The sequence below is a fragment of the Kordiimonas sp. genome, assembly GCF_048264555.1.
Lineage (GTDB): Bacteria > Pseudomonadota > Alphaproteobacteria > Sphingomonadales > Kordiimonadaceae > Kordiimonas.
This window is the reverse complement of the sequence record NZ_JBLXCX010000006.1, coordinates 69810-89705: the sequence shown is the minus strand read 5'-3', so window position 1 is coordinate 89705 and position 19896 is coordinate 69810. Positions and strand designations below refer to the sequence as shown.

The following is a 19896-nucleotide window of genomic DNA, read 5'->3' as shown; positions in this document are numbered from 1 at the left end:
CGCAGCGCCTTTATGCCTCTGATCCGTTTCAGGATTATCTCAGCTATGTGAAAAATAGATTTTTCGCGCCGAGCAGATATGCAAATTTTGCATAGGTTAAGCCGCAAAAATGCCAAAATATTCGCGGCGCACAAACATGATGCGCAACAAACTGGCCGCAGTAGTGAGAGATTTCTTTTTTCGGGAGAGCGAACTGGCTGGGGCGGGAGGATTCGAACCTCCGCATGCCGATACCAAAAACCGGTGCCTTACCGCTTGGCGACGCCCCAACTGGTTCGTGGCGCGGTTTTAGTCAAACTGCCCTTGCCTGTAAAGACCTTTTTTTATGGTTTTGTGTCTTTTTGCGGTTCACAAGAATTTAGGTTCACAAGCACCACGAACCTGATGCTCAAAAGCCTCACAAACTGCTCGGTGTCACCAACTCATCTGCCATCATCCACCACTCAGGGCGCGCGTTTTTAAGGCTCATGGCCGCCGCTTCTGCTGTCGCCTTATCCTCAAAAAGCGCAAAGCAGGTTGCTCCGCTGCCGGACATCCGGGCGAGCTGCACACCCTTTAGGCCCGCCAAAGCTTTCAGCACGTCCGCCACCTGTGGGCAGGCGCTTACAGCGGGGGCTTCCAAACGGTTATGGCTATGGCGCGCGAGGGTTGCCACATCCGCCCACGGGAAATCCCCCCTTAAGGGCATATCAAATTGGGAGCCAGCATCCTTGAAGGCCCTGAACACTGCCGGTGTAGACAGCATCACGCCGGGGTTCACAAGCAGAATGCCTGCCTGCCATGAAAGTGTGGCGGGTGATAGCTTCTCCCCCACCCCTTCCACAAACAAGGGAGTCTCATAGAGGCATGCGGGCACATCAGCGCCAAGCTGATAAGCTATGGGCTCCAGGTCTGCGAGCGAAAGCTTTAGCCCCCAAAGCGAATTAAGGCCCCGCAAGGCCGCGGCTGCATCTGCGGAGCCACCACCAATCCCTGCCGCCACTGGCAGGTTCTTCCGCAACGTGATGGCAGCTTTCGCTTCAATGCCCGCAGCTTGCGCGAGCGCATGGGCGGCCTTAAGGACCAGATTGTCATCCACGTCCGCAGAAAGAGTGCCCGCGAACTCCCCGTCAATCGTCAGGGAAAGCCCAGGCGCGGCCTTGAGGGTTATCTCATCCCCGCGTCTCGTGAACGCAAACAGGCTCTCCAGCAGATGATAGCCATCATTCCGCCGCCCCGTCACATGCAGGAACAGGTTCACCTTCGCCGGGGCTATAACGGTGATGCTATCGGCCATAATATGCTCCGGCAGGAAACTCGGTTGGGATTTTACGAAAGCTCAGGCAGGCCCGCCGCCAGCTTTTGCAGAATTTCGGTTTTCTCGGTCTCGTTCGGTTCGCTGTCAAGCGCGTGCCGCCACTGGAAACGCGCTTCAATCTTGCGCCCAACGCGCCAATAGGCGTCCCCCAAATGGTGGTTGATCGTTGGGTCTGTGGGCTCAAGCTTCACGGCTTGCTCAAGCAAATCAACCGCCTGGCCATAGTCACCTGTCAGGAAATGCACCCACCCGAAACTATCCATGATGAAACCGTCGTTAGGCGTCTGCTCAATGGCTTTTTCGATCAAGCCTTTGGCTTCTTCAACGTTTTTGCCGCGGTCGATCCAGCTATATCCCAGATAGTTAAGCACACTGGGCTCATTGGGCTTCAGCCGTAGCGATGAAACCAGATCAGCTTCCGCCTTATCCCAGTCACCAAGCTGTTCGTAGCATACGCCACGGGCAAAAAACATGAACCAGTCTGAGGCACGCGGCTGCTTGAGCTGATCAATCGCCTGCGTGTAATAGACCGCCGCCTCGGTAAAGTTTTGCTGCTCACGCATCATGTCCCCCATGGTGACGAGGAGGGTCTGATCACCGGGATTGTCCCGAAGGCCACGGCGCACAAGGTCTTCCGCCTGCCCCGCCTGCCCTGCAGCCCTGAGGGCCCCGATATGCTTTATATGCGCGAGTTGCCGCAGGGGGCTGATGTCAGGCACGGCGGCATAGGCGCTCGCTGCCGCCGCTGGCACCTCCAGCCGCTCAAGCATATCGCCAAGCAGCAGGTAAATTTCGGCCACCTCTGGCATCAGGTATGATGCAAGGCGCATATAAACGATTGCCGCCTGTGTTGACTGCCCGTGGGCGAACTCGCTACCCAAACTGTAGAAGATCGCACCGGCAGCACCATTTGGTGTGGCTGCGTCCTGGCTCGGCGGATAGCCCGCAGACATGCGCATGCTTTCCCGCATCAGGAAGCTGTTGTTGTTGAATCGTTTGGTCTGCTCGCCTAAAAAATCCCGTGCCTGAGCAGTATTGCCTTGCTGGAACAACATATGCGCATAGGCCACCATTGGCTGGTATGATGATGGTTTCTCCGCATTCGCCAGCGCGAGATACGCTGTTGTTGCGGCGTCATATTGCCCGAGATGATCAAGGATATAGGCTTTGTGCTCTTCCCCGATTGATTTGAGGCGAGGGTCACTCAGAAGCGGCGCGAGCGCGGCTTCAGCGGCAGGCAGGTCTTTCTCCGCCGCATAGCTCCATGCTTCCAGAACCGGGGAGACGAGGAAACCGAAGCCAGTGTCTTTCGTGGCGCTTAACCGCGCACGAACTTCAGGCCAATCTTCCCTATGGTAAGCTTCCAGCACATACATGATACGCACGAGGTCATCGTTTGAACCTCCATCACGTTCCTGCAGGTTTACCGCCAGTTTGCCTGCGTCTTCCATGCGCCCGGCATAGAGAAGCTGGAAAAACGCACGATCAGCCACAAAGCGGCTATCGGGGTCTGAGTTCAGGGCAGAGAGATAGTAGCGTGCCGCTTCCGCATATTGTTCATTATGTTGGGCAAGGGTGGCAGCAACGAAGGGGCCATAAAAACTGGCCCCGTCGTCCCGCGCTTCAAATTCGCTATATAATGAACCGCTTACAGGCGCGGCCATCTGGCGTTTTGGCGCTTCGGTGGTGCATGCCACAAGCGCCAAAGCCAAGAAGATGGAAGTGATAGGCTTCATTTCTGCCCTTTGTTAACTCGCTACATATTCGGGTAGTTGGGGCCTCCGCCGCCCTCAGGCACTACCCAATTGATATTTTGGGTCACGTCCTTGATATCACAAGTTTTGCAGTGAACACAGTTCTGCGCGTTGATCTGCAGCTTTTTGTCGCCCCCGTCACCTTCAACAAACTCATAAACGCCAGCCGGGCAATAGCGCTGCTCTGGCCCCGCATAATCCTTGAGGTTCACGTCAACCGGTATGCTGGCATCCTTGAGCGTGAGGTGAATAGGCTGGTCTTCCTCATGGTTGGTGTTGGAGAGGAAGACGCTCGAAAGCTTGTCAAACGTGATAACCCCGTCTGGCTTGGGATACTCAATCGGTTTGGCATTCGCCGCCTTCTTGGTCACCTCATTGTCTTTATGACCGTGCTTGAAGGTCCATGGCACAAGGAAACCAAGGCCAAGGTTGTTGAGCCACATATCAATACCGGAATAGAGCGTGCCGAGGGTCACCCCAAATTTGGAAAGCGCTGGCCGTGTGTTCCGTACCCGGTGCAGGTCCTTATAGATCCAGCTGGACTTGAAGGCCGCTTCGTATGACGTAAGCTCAAGCTCACCAGCCGAGCCACCCGCTACAGCTTCAAACGCCGCTTCTGCTGCCAGCATGCCTGATTTCATGGCGTTGTGGCTGCCTTTGATGCGCGGCACGTTTACGAAACCTGCGGCACAGCCGATGAGGGCACCGCCCGGGAAGCTGAGCTTAGGCACGGATTGAAGCCCGCCCTCGTTAATCGCGCGCGCGCCATAAGCAACGCGGCGACCACCTTCGAGGATTTCACGAACTGCTGGATGGTTTTTAAATCGCTGCATCTCGTCAAAGGGCGACAGATACGGGTTTTTATAGTCAAGCGTGACAACAAAGCCGATGGCGACCTGATTGTTTTCCTGATGGTAGATAAAACCACCACCAGCGTCTTCCGTAAGCGGCCAACCCTGGCTGTGGATCACCCTGCCCGGCTTGTGTTTTGCGGGGTCAATATCCCACAATTCCTTGATGCCGATGCCGTATGTCTGATGTTCACTGTCTGCGCGCAGGTCAAACTTGCTTTCCAGCTGTTTGGTAAGCGAACCACGGCAGCCTTCGGCGAACAGTGTGTATTTGGCATGCAGTTCCATACCCGGCTCGTAGGAGCCTTTATGGCTGCCGTCACGGGCCACACCCATATCACCGGTTGCGACACCTTTTACGCGGCCATCTTCATGGTAAAGGACCTCAGCACCTGCAAAACCGGGATAGATTTCGACGCCCATCGCTTCAGCCTGCTCACCAAGCCAGCGGGTGAGATTGCCAAGGGACAATGTATACATGCCCTTGTTCGAAAGAAGCGGCGGCAACAGGAAGTGCGGAAACTCGGTCTTCCCGGTTTCTGACAGGATCCAGTGATGGTTTTCTGTGACCGGTGTGTTGAGCGGTGCACCCTTGTCTTTCCAGTCGGGGATCAACTCATTAAGCGCAATCGGGTCAACCACAGCGCCGGAGAGGATGTGAGCACCGACCTCAGAGCCTTTTTCGATGACACAAACCATCAGCTCTTGCTCTTTTTCCTGTGCAAGCTGCATCAGGCGAATTGCAGCGGACAGCCCAGCCGGGCCACCACCAACGATTACAACATCAAATTCCATGGATTCGCGTTCCATGCCCCGCTCCTTCAAACTTCCTGAGTTTAACGCCAAGCTTCGGGTAGGCCGTCCCATCTTAGCAGCTTGGGTCAAAAACTGGGCCACTGACAGTAGATTTCAAGTGTTTATGCCTGTGCTTGACGTAAACGTCAAACGCTTGCAGCAGGCTGGCATACCATGAGCCCGGACAGGCTGGCACGGGAACGGGCCTGAACGCTACGTCAACCAGCGCCGCTCATTACTTAAAATGCACGCCAAAAATTCAATGCAATTTTAAGGGATGGCCCTGTATAGTAATCGCCAATATAGTGGCGTCACGCCAGTTGATTCACTTTTAACATTGGGCTTCTGAACTTCATGACCACCAGTATTGTGGAAAATACCGATCCTGCCACTTTGCTGGCCTGGTATGTGGCCATGGGCGCCGACGAAGCCATTGAGGGCGAGACGGTTGACCGCTTCAAAAGTGAGCCTGTTCAGACGGCCGCAACCGCGCCACAGTCCCGCCCCACATCCGCCTCACATTCCAGCACACTTACGCCACAGCCTGGCCACAGTGTGGCGGGGCCCCGCAAGGTTGAGGCACGCCCGGTTCAAGCCGTTGTAGGCGCAGGCCAGGCAGCAGCAGAAACTGCCGCCGCCGCGTGCCAAACCCTTGATGAGCTTGAAGAAGCGCTGAAAGCATTTGATGGCGGCCTCCTGAAACGCTCAGCCAAAAACACGGTATTTTCTGACGGCACGCGCGGCGCACCCCTGATGATCGTGGGTGAGGCGCCGGGCGCTGAAGAGGACCGGGTTGGCAAACCATTTGTTGGTGCGTCGGGCCAACTGCTTGACCGCATGTTGGCGGCGGCTGGCATGAGCCGGGACAAAAATGTCTATATTTCCAACGTGGTACCCTGGCGCCCGCTTGGCAACCGCACACCGGACCAGGCCGTTATAACCATGTGCCTGCCGTTCATCCGGCGGCATATCGAGCTCGCTGAGCCCAAGTTTGTCCTTATGCTTGGTGGGGTGTCCGCCAAAGCCCTCCTCAACACCGAGGAAGGCATCACCCGGCTGAGAGGCCGCATGAAAGAGCTTGATCTTGGCGGTCGGAAAATTGCCGCAATGCCAGCGTATCACCCGGCTTATCTACTGCGTCAGCCCCACCTGAAGAGTTTCGCCTGGCGCGACCTGCTCGCTGTTAAGAGGACACTCGCGTCGTTATGAGTTTCAAAACTGCTTTCCTGACACTCCTGATATTGCTTGGCATCACTGCGCCGCACACCTACGCCGCACCTGCTGAAATCCCCACTGTGCTTGGGGAAGAGGATATAAAGCGCTACCGCCGCATCTTTGAGCTGCAGGAACAAGCCAAGTGGAATCAGGCAGATAAGATGATCAAGCGGGTGGAAAACGACGTGCTGATGGGGCATGTCTGGTTCCAGCGTTATATGCACCCAACCGGGTACCGCAGCAAATATGCGGAACTGGCAGGTTGGCTGAAAACCTATGCTGACCACCCCAATGCATGGCGTGTTTATAGTCTCGCCCGCCGCAGGCAAGGCAAGGCCCACGCTCCGCGCAGACCGGTCGACACCCGTTACCCCGGCGTTACGGGCCAATCAGCAGACCCAAAACCGCCGCTCCCAAGCCGCACGCGCGATGAACGCAGTTCTGTGACGACCTTTATGGCAAACGTACGCCGCTACGTCAGGAATGGCGATCCTGAGCGCGCAGAAAAGCGGTATTGGGCCATGGTCGCAAGGGACCTCCTAGTCCCCCACGAGGAAGCCGAAGCGCTGGAGCGCATTGCCGCAAGCTACTATTATAAATCCGACAACTTCAAAGCGCGCGTCCTCGCTACCCGCGCGGCGGATCTTGCCCGTGAAATCGTGCCAGAAAGCGACTGGATCGCAGGCCTCGCCAACTGGCGGGACGGTGATTTTGGGGCCGCTTATGAGCACTTCAATCATGTCGCCAACTCGGAACGCGCGGGCGACTGGTTGCTTTCTGCTGGCCAATTCTGGGCCGGGCGCGCAGCTTACCGCCTTGGTGACCCGCTCAAAGGCACCAGCCATCTTTTGGCCGCCAGCACACAGGTTGAAACCTTCTATGGGCTGATTGCTGGTCGCCAGCTTGGCATCCGCCCCGATATTGACTGGTCAGTGCCTGAGTTAAACCAGGATGCCGTCGATAACCTGATGGTGCATGTGGCCACAAAACGCGCCATAGCCCTGACGGAGGTTGGGCGTGATGATATCGCCGACGAAGAACTCCGCCTGCTTTGGGGCCGGGAAGGCACCACCGTGCAGGAAGATCTGCTGGCGCTTGGTGCCGCGCTTAACCTGCCCAACATCCAGATCCGCCTTGGCCGGGCAGGCGGCACAGGAAAACCTGCCTCGACGGCTGTGCGTTACCCGCTACCCGACTGGGCGCCAGCAGGCGGCTTCTCCGTCGACAGAGCATTGATTTTCGCCATGGTCCGCAAGGAAAGCGACTTCCGCATTCGTGCCAAAAGCCGGGTTGGCGCAGGCGGCCTCATGCAGGTCATGCCCGCCACCGCAAGCTATATCAGTAAAGACCGCAAGCTTCTGCGCCGCAACAAAGGCAGGTTGTTTGAGCCTGAGTTCAACATGGCGCTCGGCCAGCAGTATATCGAATATCTGCTGGATATGGACTATGTGGAAGGTAACCTCTTCATGGCGCTTGCAGCCTATAACGGTGGGCCCGGCAGCCTGATGAGCTGGCGCAACGAAGTGATCTACGACGAAGACCCCCTTCTGTTCATCGAATCCATCGGCTTCTATGAAACCCGCAATTATATTGAACGCGTGATGGCCAACCTGTGGCTTTACCGCATGCGCCTCGGGCAGGACACGCCAAGCTTGGACGCCATCGCCTCCGGTGCATGGCCCGCGCTTGACCTTCTGGATACCGACCAAACCGCGCTCGCGCACCAGCGCGCCCTCACCCGCACCAACAGCAGAACAACAGGCCGTGCTGATGATTGATAAAGACCGCCCTTTCATTCCCGCCAATATTGCGGTCATGACTGTCTCCGATACCCGGACCTTTGACGATGACCGGTCGGGCGACACACTGGCCGCGCGCGTTGAGGCTGCAGGCCATAATCTGGCAGACAGGGTCATCGTGCGGGACGAATTTGATGCGATCACCTCACAACTTTATGCTTGGATGGATGACAAGGGTGTCGATGTCATCATCTCAACTGGCGGCACCGGCATCACGGGCCGCGACATTACACCTGAATGTTTCGAGGCTCTCTACACCAAAGCGATCCCCGGGTTCGGTGAACTGTTTCGTATGCTGTCCTATGACACCATCGGCACCAGCACCATCCAGAGCCGCGCAACAGGCGGCATTGCTGGCACCACCCTCATGTTTGCCCTGCCCGGTTCAACCGGGGCCGTAAAAGATGGATGGGATAAAATCCTAAGCACTCAGCTCGACAACCGGTATCGGCCCTGCAACTTTATTGAGCTGATGCCCCGTTTCGGTGAAAAATAGGCGTATAGGGTTCTAGCCCCCCTACCCTCTACTCTGCGCAATACCGATATTTCCCCTTCCCACAGGCCGGTCCGTCGCCTAGGCTGGCGCCACACAAAAAACTCTGGGGAGAGGACGTGTATCAGTTCAAGCGTAGTTTAGTGGCAGCCCTTTGTGTGCTGGCACTTGGTGGCCCATTGCTGGCCGAAGATGGTGAGTTGGCACGCAGCGGTTTTGTGCAGATGATGGCGGACGCGATTGCGGCCCTTGATGCTTTCGTTTTTGCGCGCATTGACATTTTAGGTATTCAAGTCACCTGGATCGTGGCCTTTCTGGCCCTGCCAATGATCTTGCTCACCGTTTATTTTGGCTTCATTAACCTGACCAGCTTCAAACGAGCATGGCGTATCGTGCGGGGTGATTATCACGATGAGAATGCCGCGGGTGAGGTTACCCAGTTCCAGGCTCTGTCGACCGCCCTTTCCGGCACCGTGGGGCTTGGCAACATTGCAGGCGTTGCCGTTGCGATCAGCACAGGCGGGCCCGGTGCAACTTTCTGGATGATCATCATTGGTTTCTGCGCCATGTCGCTCAAATTCGCGGAATGCACCCTTGGTGTGAAATACCGCGATGAACGCGCTGACGGGACGGTGGCTGGCGGCCCAATGTACTATCTTGAGCGTGGGCTCAAGGCACGCGGCTGGGGTAAAATTGGCAAAATGCTAGCCTGGACCTATGCCCTGTTGGCTGTGCCAACGCTGTTACAGGTGGCGCAGGTTAACCAGTCTTTCGAAGCCATTGCCGCAGTAACCGGCCACAGTAGTGAGATGTCTAAATGGATCTTTGGCATCTTGATGGCCCTTCTAACCGCAGTTGTGATCATCGGTGGCATCAAATCAATCGCGAGCGTAACCTCGCGCCTCGTGCCCGCGATGGCGATTATCTATATTACTGGTGCGCTGGTTATTATTTTCAGCCACATCAGCGAGGTGCCTGCAGCATTTGTTACCATATTCACGTCCGCCTTCAGCCTTGAGGCTGGCTTGGGCGGTTTGATCGGCACCATGATCATTGCGATGCAGCGCGCGGTTTATTCAACCGAGGCGGGGCTTGGCTCCGCCACCATGGCCCACGCGGCGGCGAAAACCAAAGAGCCAGTTTCCGAAGGCATGGTGGCTCTTATGGAGCCCTTTGTGGACACGGTTGTCGTTTCTACCATGACTGCACTTGTGATTGTGATAACCGGCGTGTACCTCGATCAATCAGGCGCGGCAGGTATATCGCTTACCTCCACGGCGTTTGGCAGTGTTATCAGTTGGTTCCCTTGGGTTCTGGCGATCGCCGCCTTCCTGTTTGGTTACTCAACCATCATCAGTTGGGGTTATTATTCAAGCAAGGTGTGGGAGTTTGTATTTGGCGGCAGCAAAGCATCCATGGACCGGTTTAAAGCGATCTTTTGTGTGATGCTGATCCCCGGTGCGGTCTTCTCCGTCTCAGAAGTTTATATGCTGATGGACAGCATGTTCTTCCTGATGGCGATCCCGAATGTGATTGGTATCTATCTGCTTGCGCCTGAGCTGAAAAGCGACTTGAAGAGTTACCTCGCACGGTTAAAGTCAGGTGAAATAAAGGCCCGCAAAAATTAGGGCACGTAGGAAGTTTATAGGCGCCGCGGCGCGGTTCAGGAGGTTTGGATGCGATATCTTATTGCAGCAGTGATGATCATGGTTGGCGTGCAGGTAAACGCTGATGACAAGGCCGATATTTCAAACGTATTGGATGCCTACCATAAAGCCGCTTCCGAGGCAGACTGGGATACCTACTTTGGCCTGACGCATGATGATTTCATCTTTCTCGGCACCGACGCTGCGGAACGTTGGGACAAAAAGACCTTTCAATCATACGCGGAACCGACGAACGGCTGGACCTACACGCTACGTGAGCGTCACATCAATATAACCCCAGATGGTAATAGCGCCTGGTTTGACGAGCTTCTCGACAACGAGAAATACGGCACCAGCCGCGGTACCGGCATACTGATTCGCACCGATGCGGGCTGGAAATTTTCTCAGTACCATCTCACATTCCCGATACCAAACGACCTGGCGGCGGGATTCACACAGCAGATTCAGGTATTTGAGAAGCGGCAAAAAGCGGGCCAAGAATAGGTCAGATATCTTGTCTTGAAACCGTCTCCTCTTCCCCGCAAACTCTCTTCAGTTCGAGTTCCTATGCTTGTTGGAAGAGGAGGCGCGTATGCCCGTTTCCGGTGTATTGGAGCAGTTACTAAACTACTGGCAAGATCTACCACGTGAAAGCGGCGCTTCGATTCCAGCGCGAAGATCCTTGCAACTCATTGAACTACATGAGCTTTTACCACGCATTTCTCTAATGAAACGCCGTGACCGTTTTGATGTTCAGGTATCCATGATTGGCACCAGCACGCCGGATCTTTGGCAAACGCCAATGCCTGGCTTCAATGCGTTCGACCTTACAAGCCCTGACCTGTATGAAAACACAGCCCGCCTTTATGATGCGGTGCTGATGCAGCCAAGTGGCGCGCATCTGGTGGAATCGGTTTACCGGCATTCCGGGCGCGACGCTGAAGTCGCGTCATTATACCTACCGCTCGCCGACCGTGACGGCGCTCCTGTCTATATCGTCGGCTGCTCGGTTTACCGTAAACGACCAAGTTATGGCCGTATCAACGACCGACTGATGCTGGACCATCAGAAGGTATCGAGTGTCGAATTTATTGACCTCGGGTACGGCAAACCCATCGTTCAATTTGAACGGCCCAAACGTCGCCCACGCCCAGAAGCGGAAAGCCGCTGGTGGGATAGGTTCATGCCCACCAAACCACGCCCCAGCAAAAATACTTGGCTGGATGCCTGACGGGCATCAGAACGGCCCTATCACAATGGGTTAGGCTTAGTGCCTAGCCCATTTTTTCAACCATCTTGAAAAGTGTGTTGGGGAAGAAGCGTTTCACCCACAGGGCCTTCATCTCACTGCCCTCACCTACCGGAATTTCTTTCTGACGTTTGGACAGCCCCTTCATAATGACCTTGGCGCATTTTTTAACGTCCATACCGCCCGCGATGTTTTTATCAACCTTGCCAAACTCACTGCCGTCCCCCTTCAAGGCATGGGTTGCGATGTTGGTGCGAATAAAACCGGGCGTGATGGTGGTGACATGAAGGCCAGATTTTGAGACTTCAGCCCGCAAAGCGTCAAAGAAGCCCATCATGGCGTGTTTGGCGGCGCAGTATCCCGTGCGCTGAGACACGCCAATCTTGCCCGCCACAGAAGCCGTGACAACCATATGGCCGCTTTTCTGTTCCAGCATGATCGGCAGCACTTCTTTGGTGAGGGCGATCTGGCCAAAGACATCAACCTCAAACAAGCGCCGGTATGTGGCCATATCAGTATCGATACACAGTGACCGCTGGGAGATGCCCGCGTTGTTGATGAGCATATCGATACGCCCGGTGAAGCCGTGCGCCGCTTTGGTCACCGAGGCAATTGCCCCCTCGTCGGTCACATCAAGAGGAAGGATGAGGACATCGTCAGCCATCGCGCCCATTGTTTCGCATGCTGCCTTCACTCGCTCAAGCTCTGCCTCTCGCCTGGCAGAAAGGATCAGTTTCGCACCAAGGCTCGCGAACTCATACGCCAACGCTTCACCAATGCCAGAGGAAGCCCCCGTCACCCAAATCGTCTGTCCCTTAAACATAGAAACCTCCCCTTCGTTGATCATGAAGATAAACTAGGGTAGACAGTGGCGAGATCAAATCTGCACCCAAAATGATTTGGCACAACACTTCATGCTGGGCGGGAACCTGACACATGCAATTCCAGACACCTACGCTCTCAGCACTTATAAAAGCCGCCTGGCTAGGCATTCGCTTGCGGACAGAGCTTTTTGTTTTGCTGTCCGTACTGTCTGGCATTTTGTCAGCGATTTTATACATGCCGTCCGCAGAAGTGATCTCGAACCTTATAGAAATACTGGACGGCCAAAACGACCCGGAGAGCAAAACCGCCGACGCCGCCGACGCAATTGATGAAGGCGCTTCCACACTCTTCTTCGGGCACCTTATGGTAACGGCGGTAACAACCTTTCTTATCATTCCATGGGCCCGAGCCTGCGCGCCCGGTGCCCTTACGCCATCAGCAGGTGGCACAAAAGCATTCCTCAGGCGCGGTTTTCGCTCTTTCCTTCATATGGTTGCTGCCACCGGCATGATTGTGCTTCTGGCCCTTGTGGCCTTGCCCACTATATCCATCATCGGGGGTGCGCTTGGTGGTTTGGGGAATGCTGTGACGATGACCGGGGTGGTGCTGATCGTTTGGGCCAGCATTGCGCTTACGGGCATCGCCAATCTCGCCATTGCAGCTGAAGCACGAGACAGAAGGGAAACCTTGTGGACAGCATGGAGCCGTGGCCGCTTTTTCCTCACCCCCATCACGGGTGCGCTTGGTTTCCTGCTCCTGAGCGTCGGTCTCGCGAATATGATTGTGAGTTCACTTCTCGCGGGGCTACTGCCCTCAGGCATAGCCGAGGTGATTGGCATGGTTTTGTCTGGCACATTTATTTATGCAGCCTCAGCCCTTCATGTATCCGCGCTTTATCTGGTACCTGACTTTCGTGACCTCAGGCCGCTTTAGTCGTTCCAGGTAAAACCAGGCGGGCGCTTCTCCAGAAAAGCGCGCACACCTTCTGCGGCGTCCACGCCTTCGTGCGCTGCCCGAAACATTTCTGCCGTGGCGTCATCGTCATCCACCTGCCCATCCAGTATCCGCCGGATAATGGTTTTGATATTGCGCACGCTATACTGGGAAACGCTGGCGATCTGCTGGGCAAAGCTCAAGGTTTTTTGCTCAAGTTCACCGGCGTCATAAAGCTCATCGATCAAACCAATCGAAAGGGCTTCCTCCGCGTCGAGCACCCGCCCGGTGAAAAGCATGCTCTTTGCTTTTGCTGGCCCAATCAGATCCATCAACTGTTTGGTGTCATTCAAAGGATAGATGAGGCCAAGTTTCGCGGGCGTAATGCCAAAGCGCGCGCCATGTGCTGCAAAACGCATGTCGCAGTGGATAGCGAGACCACAACCGCCTCCCATACACGAGCCTGATATTTGAGCGATTGTTGGCTTCTTCGTGCGGGCGAGCACCCGCTGTGCTTCTCGAATGGCAATACGGTTACTTTCCTGCCGGGCTGGGTCTTTCGCGATCACTTCAAGCTCTGCGATATCCGCACCTGCTGAAAAAGCCTCCGGTGACGACGAACGCACGATTATCACCCTCACGCGCGTATCATGGTCAAGCACCTCCATAGCCTTGGGGAGTGACGACCACATGGCTTCAGACATCGCATTTCTCTTGCGCGCCCGGTTCAGTACGAGGCTACCGATACTGCCCTCAACCTCCACATAGATCGATTTTGTTTTGTCAGAATAGTCGTTCATTTCTTGCCTTCTCACTCGACCCTTCAAAAAAGGCTGTGTTGGGTTTCTTCTTCCGCCGGGTTCAAACACTCTGGCCCATTAAAACGCACGTTATTGACAACTCGGCTCACCGCACGCCAGTGAAAAGCTGTCTCTGGCACAAACTGGAAGCTTTCCAGAAAACCGCGTGGCAGCGGGTCATGTGGTGTCAGCCAAGCACTATAATCTTCCGGACGCACCACCAAGGGGCGCCTGTGGTGCAGGCTTTTCATCGGCCCTTCTGTCGGGGCCGTCAAAATAGCCATGGTCTCAAGCCAATGGTCACCCTCAGGTCCATGCCATACCGACCAGATGCCCGCGAAGGCCATTGGTCCACCTTCCACCGGGCTGATCAGATACGGCTGCTTACGCCCATTCACAGTTTTCCATTCATACCAGCCATCAAAAGGCACGAGACAACGCTGCCGCTTGATGCTTGAGCGGAATGAGGGTTTTTCCACCACAGTTTCAATACGGGCGTTGATCAGTGGTTTGTCACCGATCTCTTTTTTCCACTCAGGTACCAGCCCCCACTCGACGGCCACCAGTCGTCGATTACCCTTATCATCACGCCGGACGATCAACACAGGCTGGCGCGGTGCCACGTTATAGTGCGGCGGGATCGGCATGCCTGCGGGGGTATTAAACACACGCTCCATCGCGTCATTTGGAGAAGTCAGGATATAACGCCCGCACATAGAAAACTTGCCTCTCAATCATTGCACGCTCAAAGTGCCAAAAGATTTACCCGAACAAATAACATGCAGATTATGGACGCAAGAGAAAACCCTGAAAGACCCATCATTGGCGTTGGTGCTGTCATTATGCGTGATGGTGAGGTGTTGCTTATCAAACGTGGCAAGCCGCCCAAGAAGGGGGAATGGAGCCTTCCAGGCGGCGCACAGGAACTGGGAGAGACGGTGCACGGCGCCCTCAAACGCGAAGTGAGGGAAGAAACCGACCTTGAGATTGAGGTGCTGGACTTTCTGGACACGATTGACCTTGTAGACAGACGCGGGGACGGCTCGGTCAGGTATCACTATACGCTGCTGGATTATCTTGCGGTGCCAACCGGCGGTAGGCTGCACGCGAGTTCTGATGCATTAGACGCAAGGTTTTTTAATCTTGATGAAGCCCTTGCCCTTCCGTTATGGAGTGAAACCCGCCGCATTATCTCGCTCGCGGCCAACCGATACGAGCAACTGAAAGGCCACCCTGATGACCGATAAACCCGCAGCCCGCAGCCTATGGGGCATGCTTGCGCTTATTTTCGGGCTCATGGCCTATGCCTTTCTGGCCGGCGGCATCGGCAGCATGCTGAACGAAAGCTCACTCATCATTCAAACGATCTATTATCTGGTCGCTGGTATTCTGTGGATATTCCCCGCCCGTAAAATTCTGGAATGGATGGGCCGCGGCAAAAGGTAATAACCTGCTGCGCTGAAATATACAGAAGGCGGCAAAAGCCGCCCTCATCTTGCTATCCATAAGCGCCTACCTAAGCGTTACGCGTCTGGGAAACTATAATCCTTGAATTGCTCTCGCAGGTCTTTTTTGGATATTTTTCCTGTGGCGGTATGCGGCAGTTCCTTCACTATCACAACATCATCCGGCAGCCACCATTTGGCGACCTTGTCCTCAAGGTAGGCGTGCATCTCTGCCACATCGACCGTTTGCCCTTCCTCAGGCACCACCACCATCAATGGGCGTTCGTCCCATTTAGGGTGATAGCGGCCAATAACTGCAGCTTCCAGCACCTTCGGGTGCCCAACCGCTTCGTTCTCAAGGTCAATGGAGCTGATCCATTCCCCGCCAGACTTGATAACGTCTTTTGCGCGGTCCGTGATCTGCATATAACCGTGCTCGTCAATGCAAGCCACATCACCAGTGTCAAACCAGTTATCATCATCAAGGATATTGCCTGCATCCCCTTTGAAATAGCTTTTCACCACCCAAGGGCCCCGCACCATCACCCGGCCAGACGATTCTCCGTCACGCGGCAGTTTATTGCCATCATCATCCATGATGCACATCTCAACACCCAGCACCATGCGGCCCTGTTTGCATTGCACGTCTAGCTTCTCTTTTGGGGAGAGGTTCTGCACAGCTGCATTTTCGCTACCCAAGCTGCCAAGCGGGCTGGTTTCCGTCATGCCCCAGGCGTGGTTCACCCGCACACCATAATCGTCCTGGAAAGTTTTGATCATGCTACGCGGCACGGCAGAACCACCAATGGTCACGATCTTCAGCTCCGCCATGTCTTTGCCGGTGGCTTGCAGGTATTTCAGCATCCCGGCCCATACTGTTGGTACCGCTGCGGTTACCGTAATACCCTCATCCACAATCAACTTGTGCAAAGTTTCCGGGTCATGGTGCGGGCCGTTCAGCACCAGCTTGGCGCCGGAACCCGCCGCCGCATAAGGGATACCCCACGAATTAGCGTGAAACATAGGCACCACCGGCAGAATGACAGACGTGGACCTTATGCCCAACGTATCACCCGTCAGTGCAAGCAATGTATGCAGAAAGTTTGACCGGTGAGAATAGAGAACGCCCTTAGGGTTTCCAGTTGTTCCGGATGTGTAACAAAGCCCACAGGCTGTGTTCTCGTCAAACGTTGGCCAGTTATAGTTTCCGTCTTCAGCTTCGATCAACTCTTCATATGACAACACATTTTTGAGCTTGGTTTCCGGCATATGCTCCCGGCCAACCAGCAGCACAAAATGCTCAATCGTTGTCAGATGTTCCGCAATCGCCTCAATGAGCGGCACAAAAGTGATATCCAGCATCAACACACGATCTTCCGCGTGGTTCATGATGTAGATCAGTTGTTCCGGGAACAGGCGCGGGTTTACCGTATGGGTCACGGCCCCCATGCCAGACGCACCAAACCATATCTCCATGTGGCGGTGTGTGTTCCAGGCCAGTGTAGCTACACGGTCACCAAACCCTATTCCCAAACGACCGAGCGCTTGCGCGCATTTTTTTGCCCGCACTGCATGTGCCGCAAAATCATATCTGAATTGCCCACCTTCCGGTAGCATGGAGACAATCTCCCGCTTCGGGTGGTTAACTTCGGCATGCTCAAGAAACTTGGAGACCAGCAAAGGCCAGTCTTGCATTTGTCCTAACACAGAATAGCTCCCCATAATCAATACGAGGCATATATCTACATATATGCCTTAAGCCGACCTCTTCCCAAAGGTGGCTTGTTCCAGCGTTTCATTGACTATAGGTCCCGGTTGAGGCTTTTCAAACCGTTTGTGACGAGAATCGCGCAGGTGTGATTTGGCTGGTGATCTGCGCGGGATGCATAACCTCCGGAGCATGCGCATCCGCACGATAGCCAACGCTTTCTGCCTGCCCGTCATTCACTGCCGTAATGATCCACAACCATCCCGGTTCAACCGACCTCGCCTTATCTGTGTCAGATGGAAGCGGTTTGCCACCCGGATGGCTATGCCATACACCAACCACCTGTGGGCCACCCTGTCGGGCCTCCTTTTGGCGGCGGATATAAAGTGTTGGATCAATTTCAAAAGTAGTCTTGGGGTCGCCCTCTGTCACATTTGCGCTGAAAGCGATATCCGTGACATTTACCCCATTTTCGTCCGCGTGCCCCAACAGTAGAGCACAGGCCTCGTGAGGCTCAGCCCACAGGGCTTCTTCCTCCAAGCGGGAAAGAAGATCAGTTGAAAGCTCAACCCGCACGGACATCTTATTTCGGAACCGACACCGGCGTTTGTTTGCCACTCGCTCTATCCACCAGAATCAGCGTATCGCTACCGTCAGCACGCCTGAAATGAAGCAGAAGCTCGCGCTCGTTCGCGATGGCGGAAAGAAGCTCGCTCCCCTCAGGCCGCACCACATGATAGTCACCCGCCGCGATGATATCTGACGTTAACGCTTTTTGAGGAGCAGGCGTTGTGGGCGCGACCTCCGCGATTGGTTGTTTCTCGCCGTTATCAAGCGCGATCAGTTGCTCTGTCGCTTTTGTCGCAATCGCATAAACCACAAAAATAAAGAGCGCGATAATCACAAGCCCCAATACAAGCACAAGCGTTTTCAGCCCCTTGTGTTGATCGGCGACAGCGCCCAGCTCATCTACAACGTCTTGCATACTGCCGCCCTCACCCGCAGTTTCATCACTTCTATTCATCTGAGGCGTGACTTTTTCGTCTTCGCGCATCATAAGGTGTCTCCATGAGCGACGCATTTCAAATATCGGTTGACCCCGCCCAAAGCGGAATCCGGCTGGACAAACTTCTGGCGGAAGCCCTGCCGGATATGTCCCGGTCTCGGCTCCAAAGCCTGATCAAAGGTGGCAGCGTACATCTGATTATGCCATCACCCGGTGGCACCATAAAGAGCCCATCACGCTCGGTCAAACAGGGTGAGGTGTTTAGCGTCGAAATTCCTGAGCCAGAGGAGGCGACCCCAGGGCCAGAAAACATCCCGCTCGATGTGGTGTTTGAAGACGATCATGTGATTGTGGTGAATAAACCCGCAGGTATGGTAGTGCACCCGGCGCCTGGCGCGCCATCAGGCACGCTTGTAAACGCGCTACTTCATCACTGCGCAGGCAGCCTCAGTGGCATTGGCGGCGTGAAACGCCCGGGTATCGTGCACCGCATCGACAAGGAAACCAGCGGTCTCTTGATCATGGCAAAGCATGACAAAGCCCACAACGGCCTCGCCGCACAGTTTGCTGATCATTCTATCGAGCGGCTGTATAGTGCGGTTTGCAAGGGGCACCCGGTGCCGCCTAGTGGCCGGATTGAGGGCAATATCGCCCGGCATCCCGTTGACCGCAAGCGCATGGCGGTTGCAAAAACAGGCGGCAAGTGGGCGGCAACACATTACCGTACCATCAAGCATTTCCAGCAAAGCGGCACCCCTATCGCGAGCCTCATTGAATGCCAGCTTGAAACAGGCCGCACCCATCAGGTGCGAGTGCATATGGCACATATCGGTCACCCTTTGGTGGGAGACCCTGTTTATGCTCGTGCTTTCAAGCTTTCAGGCAAGATTAAAGGCCCCGCGCGCGACGCCCTCGCCGTTTTCAACCGGCAAGCACTTCATGCTCGTGTTCTCGGTTTTTTCCACCCCATTACCGGTGAGGCCTTTAAATTCGAGAGCGAACTCCCACATGATATGAAAGAGATGCTGGCGAGCCTGGACCCTTATGCGGTCTAGGGCGCTGGCTTTTTTACGCATTTGACAGCTTATATTGTTCGGCAGTATTATATCAAAATGATATAGAAAGATAATCGGGCCATGACCCGGGGCGAGGATTTAGGATGAGCAATCTCAGCAATTTACCAACACTTTCTCCCGAAGGCAGCCTGAGCCAATACCTCCAGGACATTCGTAAATTCCCGATGCTGGAAGCGAATGAGGAATATATGCTCGCCAAAGCCTGGGCGGAACACAAAGACCGCAAGGCAGCGCACAAACTGGTTACAAGCCATTTGCGTCTGGTGGCAAAAATCGCCATGGGATACCGCGGGTATGGTTTGCCGGTCGCGGACCTTATCGCCGAAGGTAACGTAGGCATGATGCAGGCCGTAAAACGCTTCGACGCGGAAAAAGGCTTCCGCCTCGCCACCTATGCCATGTGGTGGATCAGGGCTGCAATCCAGGAATATATCCTCAGAAGCTGGTCACTCGTTAAAATCGGCACCACTGCCGCACAGAAGAAGCTTTTCTTTAACCTGCGCAGGCTGAAGGGGCAGATCGCCGCTGTTGAAGAAGGCGACCTCCTGCCGGAACATGTCACCAAAATCGCGGAAAAACTGGATGTTCCGGAAACTGACGTGGTGAATATGAACCGCCGCTTGTCTGCGATGGACCATTCCCTAAACGCACCCCTTCGGGCAGATGCGGAAGGCGAGTGGCAAGACTGGCTGGTGGACGATGGGCCGGATCAGGAAACGCTTGTTGCAGAGAAGGAAGAGCATACACAGCGCCTATCCCTTCTTGAAGAAGCGATGGCAGACCTGAATGAGCGTGAACGGCACATATTGACCGAGCGCAGGCTTAAAGAGCCACCCCAAACGCTTGAAGAACTGAGCCAGGAATATGGCGTGAGCCGTGAACGCGTCCGGCAAATTGAGGTTCGTGCATTTGAAAAAGTGCAAAAAGCTATGCGGCTCGCGGCGGCGAAAGCTGCAAACGGCTCATAACTAAACTATTTGAATGTTAGAAGTTTTGTGACGCGG

At 55.0% G+C, this 19896-nt stretch carries 20 protein-coding genes and 1 tRNA gene; 11 read left to right on the top strand and 10 right to left on the bottom strand.

Annotation, left to right across the window (positions count from 1 at the left end; all coding sequences use genetic code 11):
- Nucleotides 1-194 precede the first annotated feature (194 nt).
- From ACN0XZ_RS15440 to ACN0XZ_RS15425, 4 genes are all read right to left on the bottom strand, one after another.
- A tRNA-Gln gene (locus ACN0XZ_RS15440) sits at nt 195-269 on the bottom strand.
- Nucleotides 270-397: 128 nt separating this feature from the next.
- Nucleotides 398-1276 (bottom strand): 4-(cytidine 5'-diphospho)-2-C-methyl-D-erythritol kinase, encoded by an 879-nt coding sequence (locus ACN0XZ_RS15435; protein ID WP_417458689.1) that lies wholly within the window; start codon nt 1274-1276, stop codon nt 398-400.
- A gap of 32 nt (nt 1277-1308) precedes the next feature.
- Nucleotides 1309-3033, bottom strand: a complete 1725-nt coding sequence (locus tag ACN0XZ_RS15430) for a tetratricopeptide repeat protein (protein WP_417458688.1) — start codon at nt 3031-3033, stop codon at nt 1309-1311.
- Nucleotides 3034-3053: 20 nt separating this feature from the next.
- Nucleotides 3054-4712, bottom strand: a complete 1659-nt coding sequence (locus ACN0XZ_RS15425; RefSeq protein ID WP_417458687.1) for a 4Fe-4S dicluster domain-containing protein — start codon at nt 4710-4712, stop codon at nt 3054-3056.
- Nucleotides 4713-5051: 339 nt separating this feature from the next.
- On the opposite strand from ACN0XZ_RS15425, the gene ACN0XZ_RS15420 reads away from it, so the two are divergent.
- From ACN0XZ_RS15420 to ACN0XZ_RS15395, 6 genes are all read left to right on the top strand, one after another.
- On the top strand, nt 5052-5906 hold the full coding sequence (locus tag ACN0XZ_RS15420; RefSeq protein WP_417458686.1) for a uracil-DNA glycosylase: 855 nt from the start codon (nt 5052-5054) through the stop codon (nt 5904-5906).
- The gene (locus ACN0XZ_RS15415) at nt 5903-7690 is read left to right on the top strand and encodes a lytic transglycosylase domain-containing protein (protein ID WP_417458685.1); all 1788 of its coding nucleotides are present in this window, start codon (nt 5903-5905) and stop codon (nt 7688-7690) included. Before ACN0XZ_RS15420 ends, ACN0XZ_RS15415 begins: the two co-directional genes overlap by 4 nt.
- Nucleotides 7680-8207 carry a molybdenum cofactor biosynthesis protein B gene (gene moaB / locus ACN0XZ_RS15410; RefSeq protein ID WP_417458795.1) on the top strand — a complete coding sequence of 176 codons (528 nt, stop codon included), beginning with the start codon at nt 7680-7682 and terminating at the stop codon, nt 8205-8207. Before ACN0XZ_RS15415 ends, moaB begins: the two co-directional genes overlap by 11 nt.
- A gap of 116 nt (nt 8208-8323) precedes the next feature.
- Nucleotides 8324-9832, top strand: coding sequence for an alanine/glycine:cation symporter family protein (locus tag ACN0XZ_RS15405; protein ID WP_417458684.1), 1509 nt, complete (start codon nt 8324-8326; stop codon nt 9830-9832).
- A 48-nt stretch (nt 9833-9880) separates the two neighbouring features.
- The gene (locus ACN0XZ_RS15400) at nt 9881-10354 is read left to right on the top strand and encodes a nuclear transport factor 2 family protein (RefSeq protein WP_417458683.1); all 474 of its coding nucleotides are present in this window, start codon (nt 9881-9883) and stop codon (nt 10352-10354) included.
- 88 nt (nt 10355-10442) lie between these two features.
- The gene (locus tag ACN0XZ_RS15395) at nt 10443-11081 is read left to right on the top strand and encodes a PAS domain-containing protein (protein ID WP_417458682.1); all 639 of its coding nucleotides are present in this window, start codon (nt 10443-10445) and stop codon (nt 11079-11081) included.
- A 43-nt stretch (nt 11082-11124) separates the two neighbouring features.
- On the opposite strand, the gene ACN0XZ_RS15390 is transcribed toward ACN0XZ_RS15395, so the two are convergent.
- Complete coding sequence (locus ACN0XZ_RS15390; RefSeq protein WP_417458681.1) at nt 11125-11922, bottom strand: SDR family oxidoreductase; 798 nt, start codon at nt 11920-11922, stop codon at nt 11125-11127.
- A 113-nt stretch (nt 11923-12035) separates the two neighbouring features.
- On the opposite strand from ACN0XZ_RS15390, the gene ACN0XZ_RS15385 reads away from it, so the two are divergent.
- Nucleotides 12036-12857, top strand: a complete 822-nt coding sequence (locus tag ACN0XZ_RS15385) for a hypothetical protein (protein WP_417458680.1) — start codon at nt 12036-12038, stop codon at nt 12855-12857.
- On the opposite strand, the gene ACN0XZ_RS15380 is transcribed toward ACN0XZ_RS15385, so the two are convergent.
- Nucleotides 12854-13657 (bottom strand): enoyl-CoA hydratase/isomerase family protein, encoded by an 804-nt coding sequence (locus ACN0XZ_RS15380; RefSeq protein WP_417458679.1) that lies wholly within the window; start codon nt 13655-13657, stop codon nt 12854-12856. The two genes, ACN0XZ_RS15385 and ACN0XZ_RS15380, sit on opposite strands and share 4 nt — an antisense overlap.
- Nucleotides 13658-13680: 23 nt before the next feature.
- Complete coding sequence (locus tag ACN0XZ_RS15375) at nt 13681-14373, bottom strand: SOS response-associated peptidase (protein WP_417458678.1); 693 nt, start codon at nt 14371-14373, stop codon at nt 13681-13683.
- Between the two features lie 63 nt (nt 14374-14436).
- On the opposite strand from ACN0XZ_RS15375, the gene ACN0XZ_RS15370 reads away from it, so the two are divergent.
- Nucleotides 14437-14904, top strand: a complete 468-nt coding sequence (locus tag ACN0XZ_RS15370; protein WP_417458677.1) for an NUDIX hydrolase — start codon at nt 14437-14439, stop codon at nt 14902-14904.
- On the top strand, nt 14894-15103 hold the full coding sequence (locus tag ACN0XZ_RS15365) for a DUF2842 domain-containing protein (protein ID WP_417458676.1): 210 nt from the start codon (nt 14894-14896) through the stop codon (nt 15101-15103). The genes ACN0XZ_RS15370 and ACN0XZ_RS15365 overlap by 11 nt, the downstream gene beginning before the upstream one ends.
- 77 nt (nt 15104-15180) lie before the next feature.
- On the opposite strand, the gene ACN0XZ_RS15360 is transcribed toward ACN0XZ_RS15365, so the two are convergent.
- The 3 genes from ACN0XZ_RS15360 to ACN0XZ_RS15350 form a co-directional block, all read right to left on the bottom strand.
- Complete coding sequence (locus ACN0XZ_RS15360) at nt 15181-16797, bottom strand: long-chain fatty acid--CoA ligase (RefSeq protein WP_417458794.1); 1617 nt, start codon at nt 16795-16797, stop codon at nt 15181-15183.
- A gap of 130 nt (nt 16798-16927) precedes the next feature.
- A complete protein-coding gene (locus ACN0XZ_RS15355) occupies nt 16928-17428 on the bottom strand; it encodes a M67 family metallopeptidase (RefSeq protein WP_417458675.1) in 501 nt (166 codons plus the stop codon).
- Nucleotides 17394-17867: a hypothetical protein gene (locus tag ACN0XZ_RS15350; RefSeq protein ID WP_417458674.1), complete on the bottom strand. Its 474-nt coding sequence runs from the start codon at nt 17865-17867 to the stop codon at nt 17394-17396. Before ACN0XZ_RS15350 ends, ACN0XZ_RS15355 begins: the two co-directional genes overlap by 35 nt.
- A gap of 11 nt (nt 17868-17878) precedes the next feature.
- Here ACN0XZ_RS15350 and ACN0XZ_RS15345 point away from each other — a divergent pair, with 11 nt between their 5' ends.
- Together ACN0XZ_RS15345 and rpoH are read left to right on the top strand one after the other, a co-directional pair.
- The gene (locus tag ACN0XZ_RS15345) at nt 17879-18871 is read left to right on the top strand and encodes an RluA family pseudouridine synthase (RefSeq protein WP_417458673.1); all 993 of its coding nucleotides are present in this window, start codon (nt 17879-17881) and stop codon (nt 18869-18871) included.
- A 104-nt stretch (nt 18872-18975) separates the two neighbouring features.
- The gene (gene rpoH / locus ACN0XZ_RS15340) at nt 18976-19860 is read left to right on the top strand and encodes an RNA polymerase sigma factor RpoH (protein WP_417458672.1); all 885 of its coding nucleotides are present in this window, start codon (nt 18976-18978) and stop codon (nt 19858-19860) included.
- Nucleotides 19861-19896 lie beyond the last annotated feature (36 nt).

What these genes read in the sequence shown, in the direction of transcription:
- ACN0XZ_RS15430 (WP_417458688.1), bottom strand. Translation starts at nt 3,033, where the DNA reads ATGAAGCCTATCACTTCCATCTTCTTGGCTTTGGCGCTTGTGGCATGC.
- ACN0XZ_RS15375 (WP_417458678.1), bottom strand. Translation starts at nt 14,373, where the DNA reads ATGTGCGGGCGTTATATCCTGACTTCTCCAAATGACGCGATGGAGCGT.
- ACN0XZ_RS15395 (WP_417458682.1), top strand. Translation starts at nt 10,443, where the DNA reads ATGCCCGTTTCCGGTGTATTGGAGCAGTTACTAAACTACTGGCAAGAT.
- ACN0XZ_RS15370 (WP_417458677.1), top strand. Translation starts at nt 14,437, where the DNA reads ATGCAGATTATGGACGCAAGAGAAAACCCTGAAAGACCCATCATTGGC.
- ACN0XZ_RS15350 (WP_417458674.1), bottom strand. Translation starts at nt 17,867, where the DNA reads ATGATGCGCGAAGACGAAAAAGTCACGCCTCAGATGAATAGAAGTGAT.
- ACN0XZ_RS15435 (WP_417458689.1), bottom strand. Translation starts at nt 1,276, where the DNA reads ATGGCCGATAGCATCACCGTTATAGCCCCGGCGAAGGTGAACCTGTTC.
- ACN0XZ_RS15390 (WP_417458681.1), bottom strand. Translation starts at nt 11,922, where the DNA reads ATGTTTAAGGGACAGACGATTTGGGTGACGGGGGCTTCCTCTGGCATT.
- ACN0XZ_RS15365 (WP_417458676.1), top strand. Translation starts at nt 14,894, where the DNA reads ATGACCGATAAACCCGCAGCCCGCAGCCTATGGGGCATGCTTGCGCTT.
- ACN0XZ_RS15420 (WP_417458686.1), top strand. Translation starts at nt 5,052, where the DNA reads ATGACCACCAGTATTGTGGAAAATACCGATCCTGCCACTTTGCTGGCC.
- ACN0XZ_RS15380 (WP_417458679.1), bottom strand. Translation starts at nt 13,657, where the DNA reads ATGAACGACTATTCTGACAAAACAAAATCGATCTATGTGGAGGTTGAG.
- ACN0XZ_RS15345 (WP_417458673.1), top strand. Translation starts at nt 17,879, where the DNA reads ATGAGCGACGCATTTCAAATATCGGTTGACCCCGCCCAAAGCGGAATC.
- ACN0XZ_RS15425 (WP_417458687.1), bottom strand. Translation starts at nt 4,712, where the DNA reads ATGGAACGCGAATCCATGGAATTTGATGTTGTAATCGTTGGTGGTGGC.
- rpoH (WP_417458672.1), top strand. Translation starts at nt 18,976, where the DNA reads ATGAGCAATCTCAGCAATTTACCAACACTTTCTCCCGAAGGCAGCCTG.
- ACN0XZ_RS15400 (WP_417458683.1), top strand. Translation starts at nt 9,881, where the DNA reads ATGCGATATCTTATTGCAGCAGTGATGATCATGGTTGGCGTGCAGGTA.
- ACN0XZ_RS15415 (WP_417458685.1), top strand. Translation starts at nt 5,903, where the DNA reads ATGAGTTTCAAAACTGCTTTCCTGACACTCCTGATATTGCTTGGCATC.
- ACN0XZ_RS15360 (WP_417458794.1), bottom strand. Translation starts at nt 16,797, where the DNA reads ATGCAAGACTGGCCTTTGCTGGTCTCCAAGTTTCTTGAGCATGCCGAA.
- ACN0XZ_RS15385 (WP_417458680.1), top strand. Translation starts at nt 12,036, where the DNA reads ATGCAATTCCAGACACCTACGCTCTCAGCACTTATAAAAGCCGCCTGG.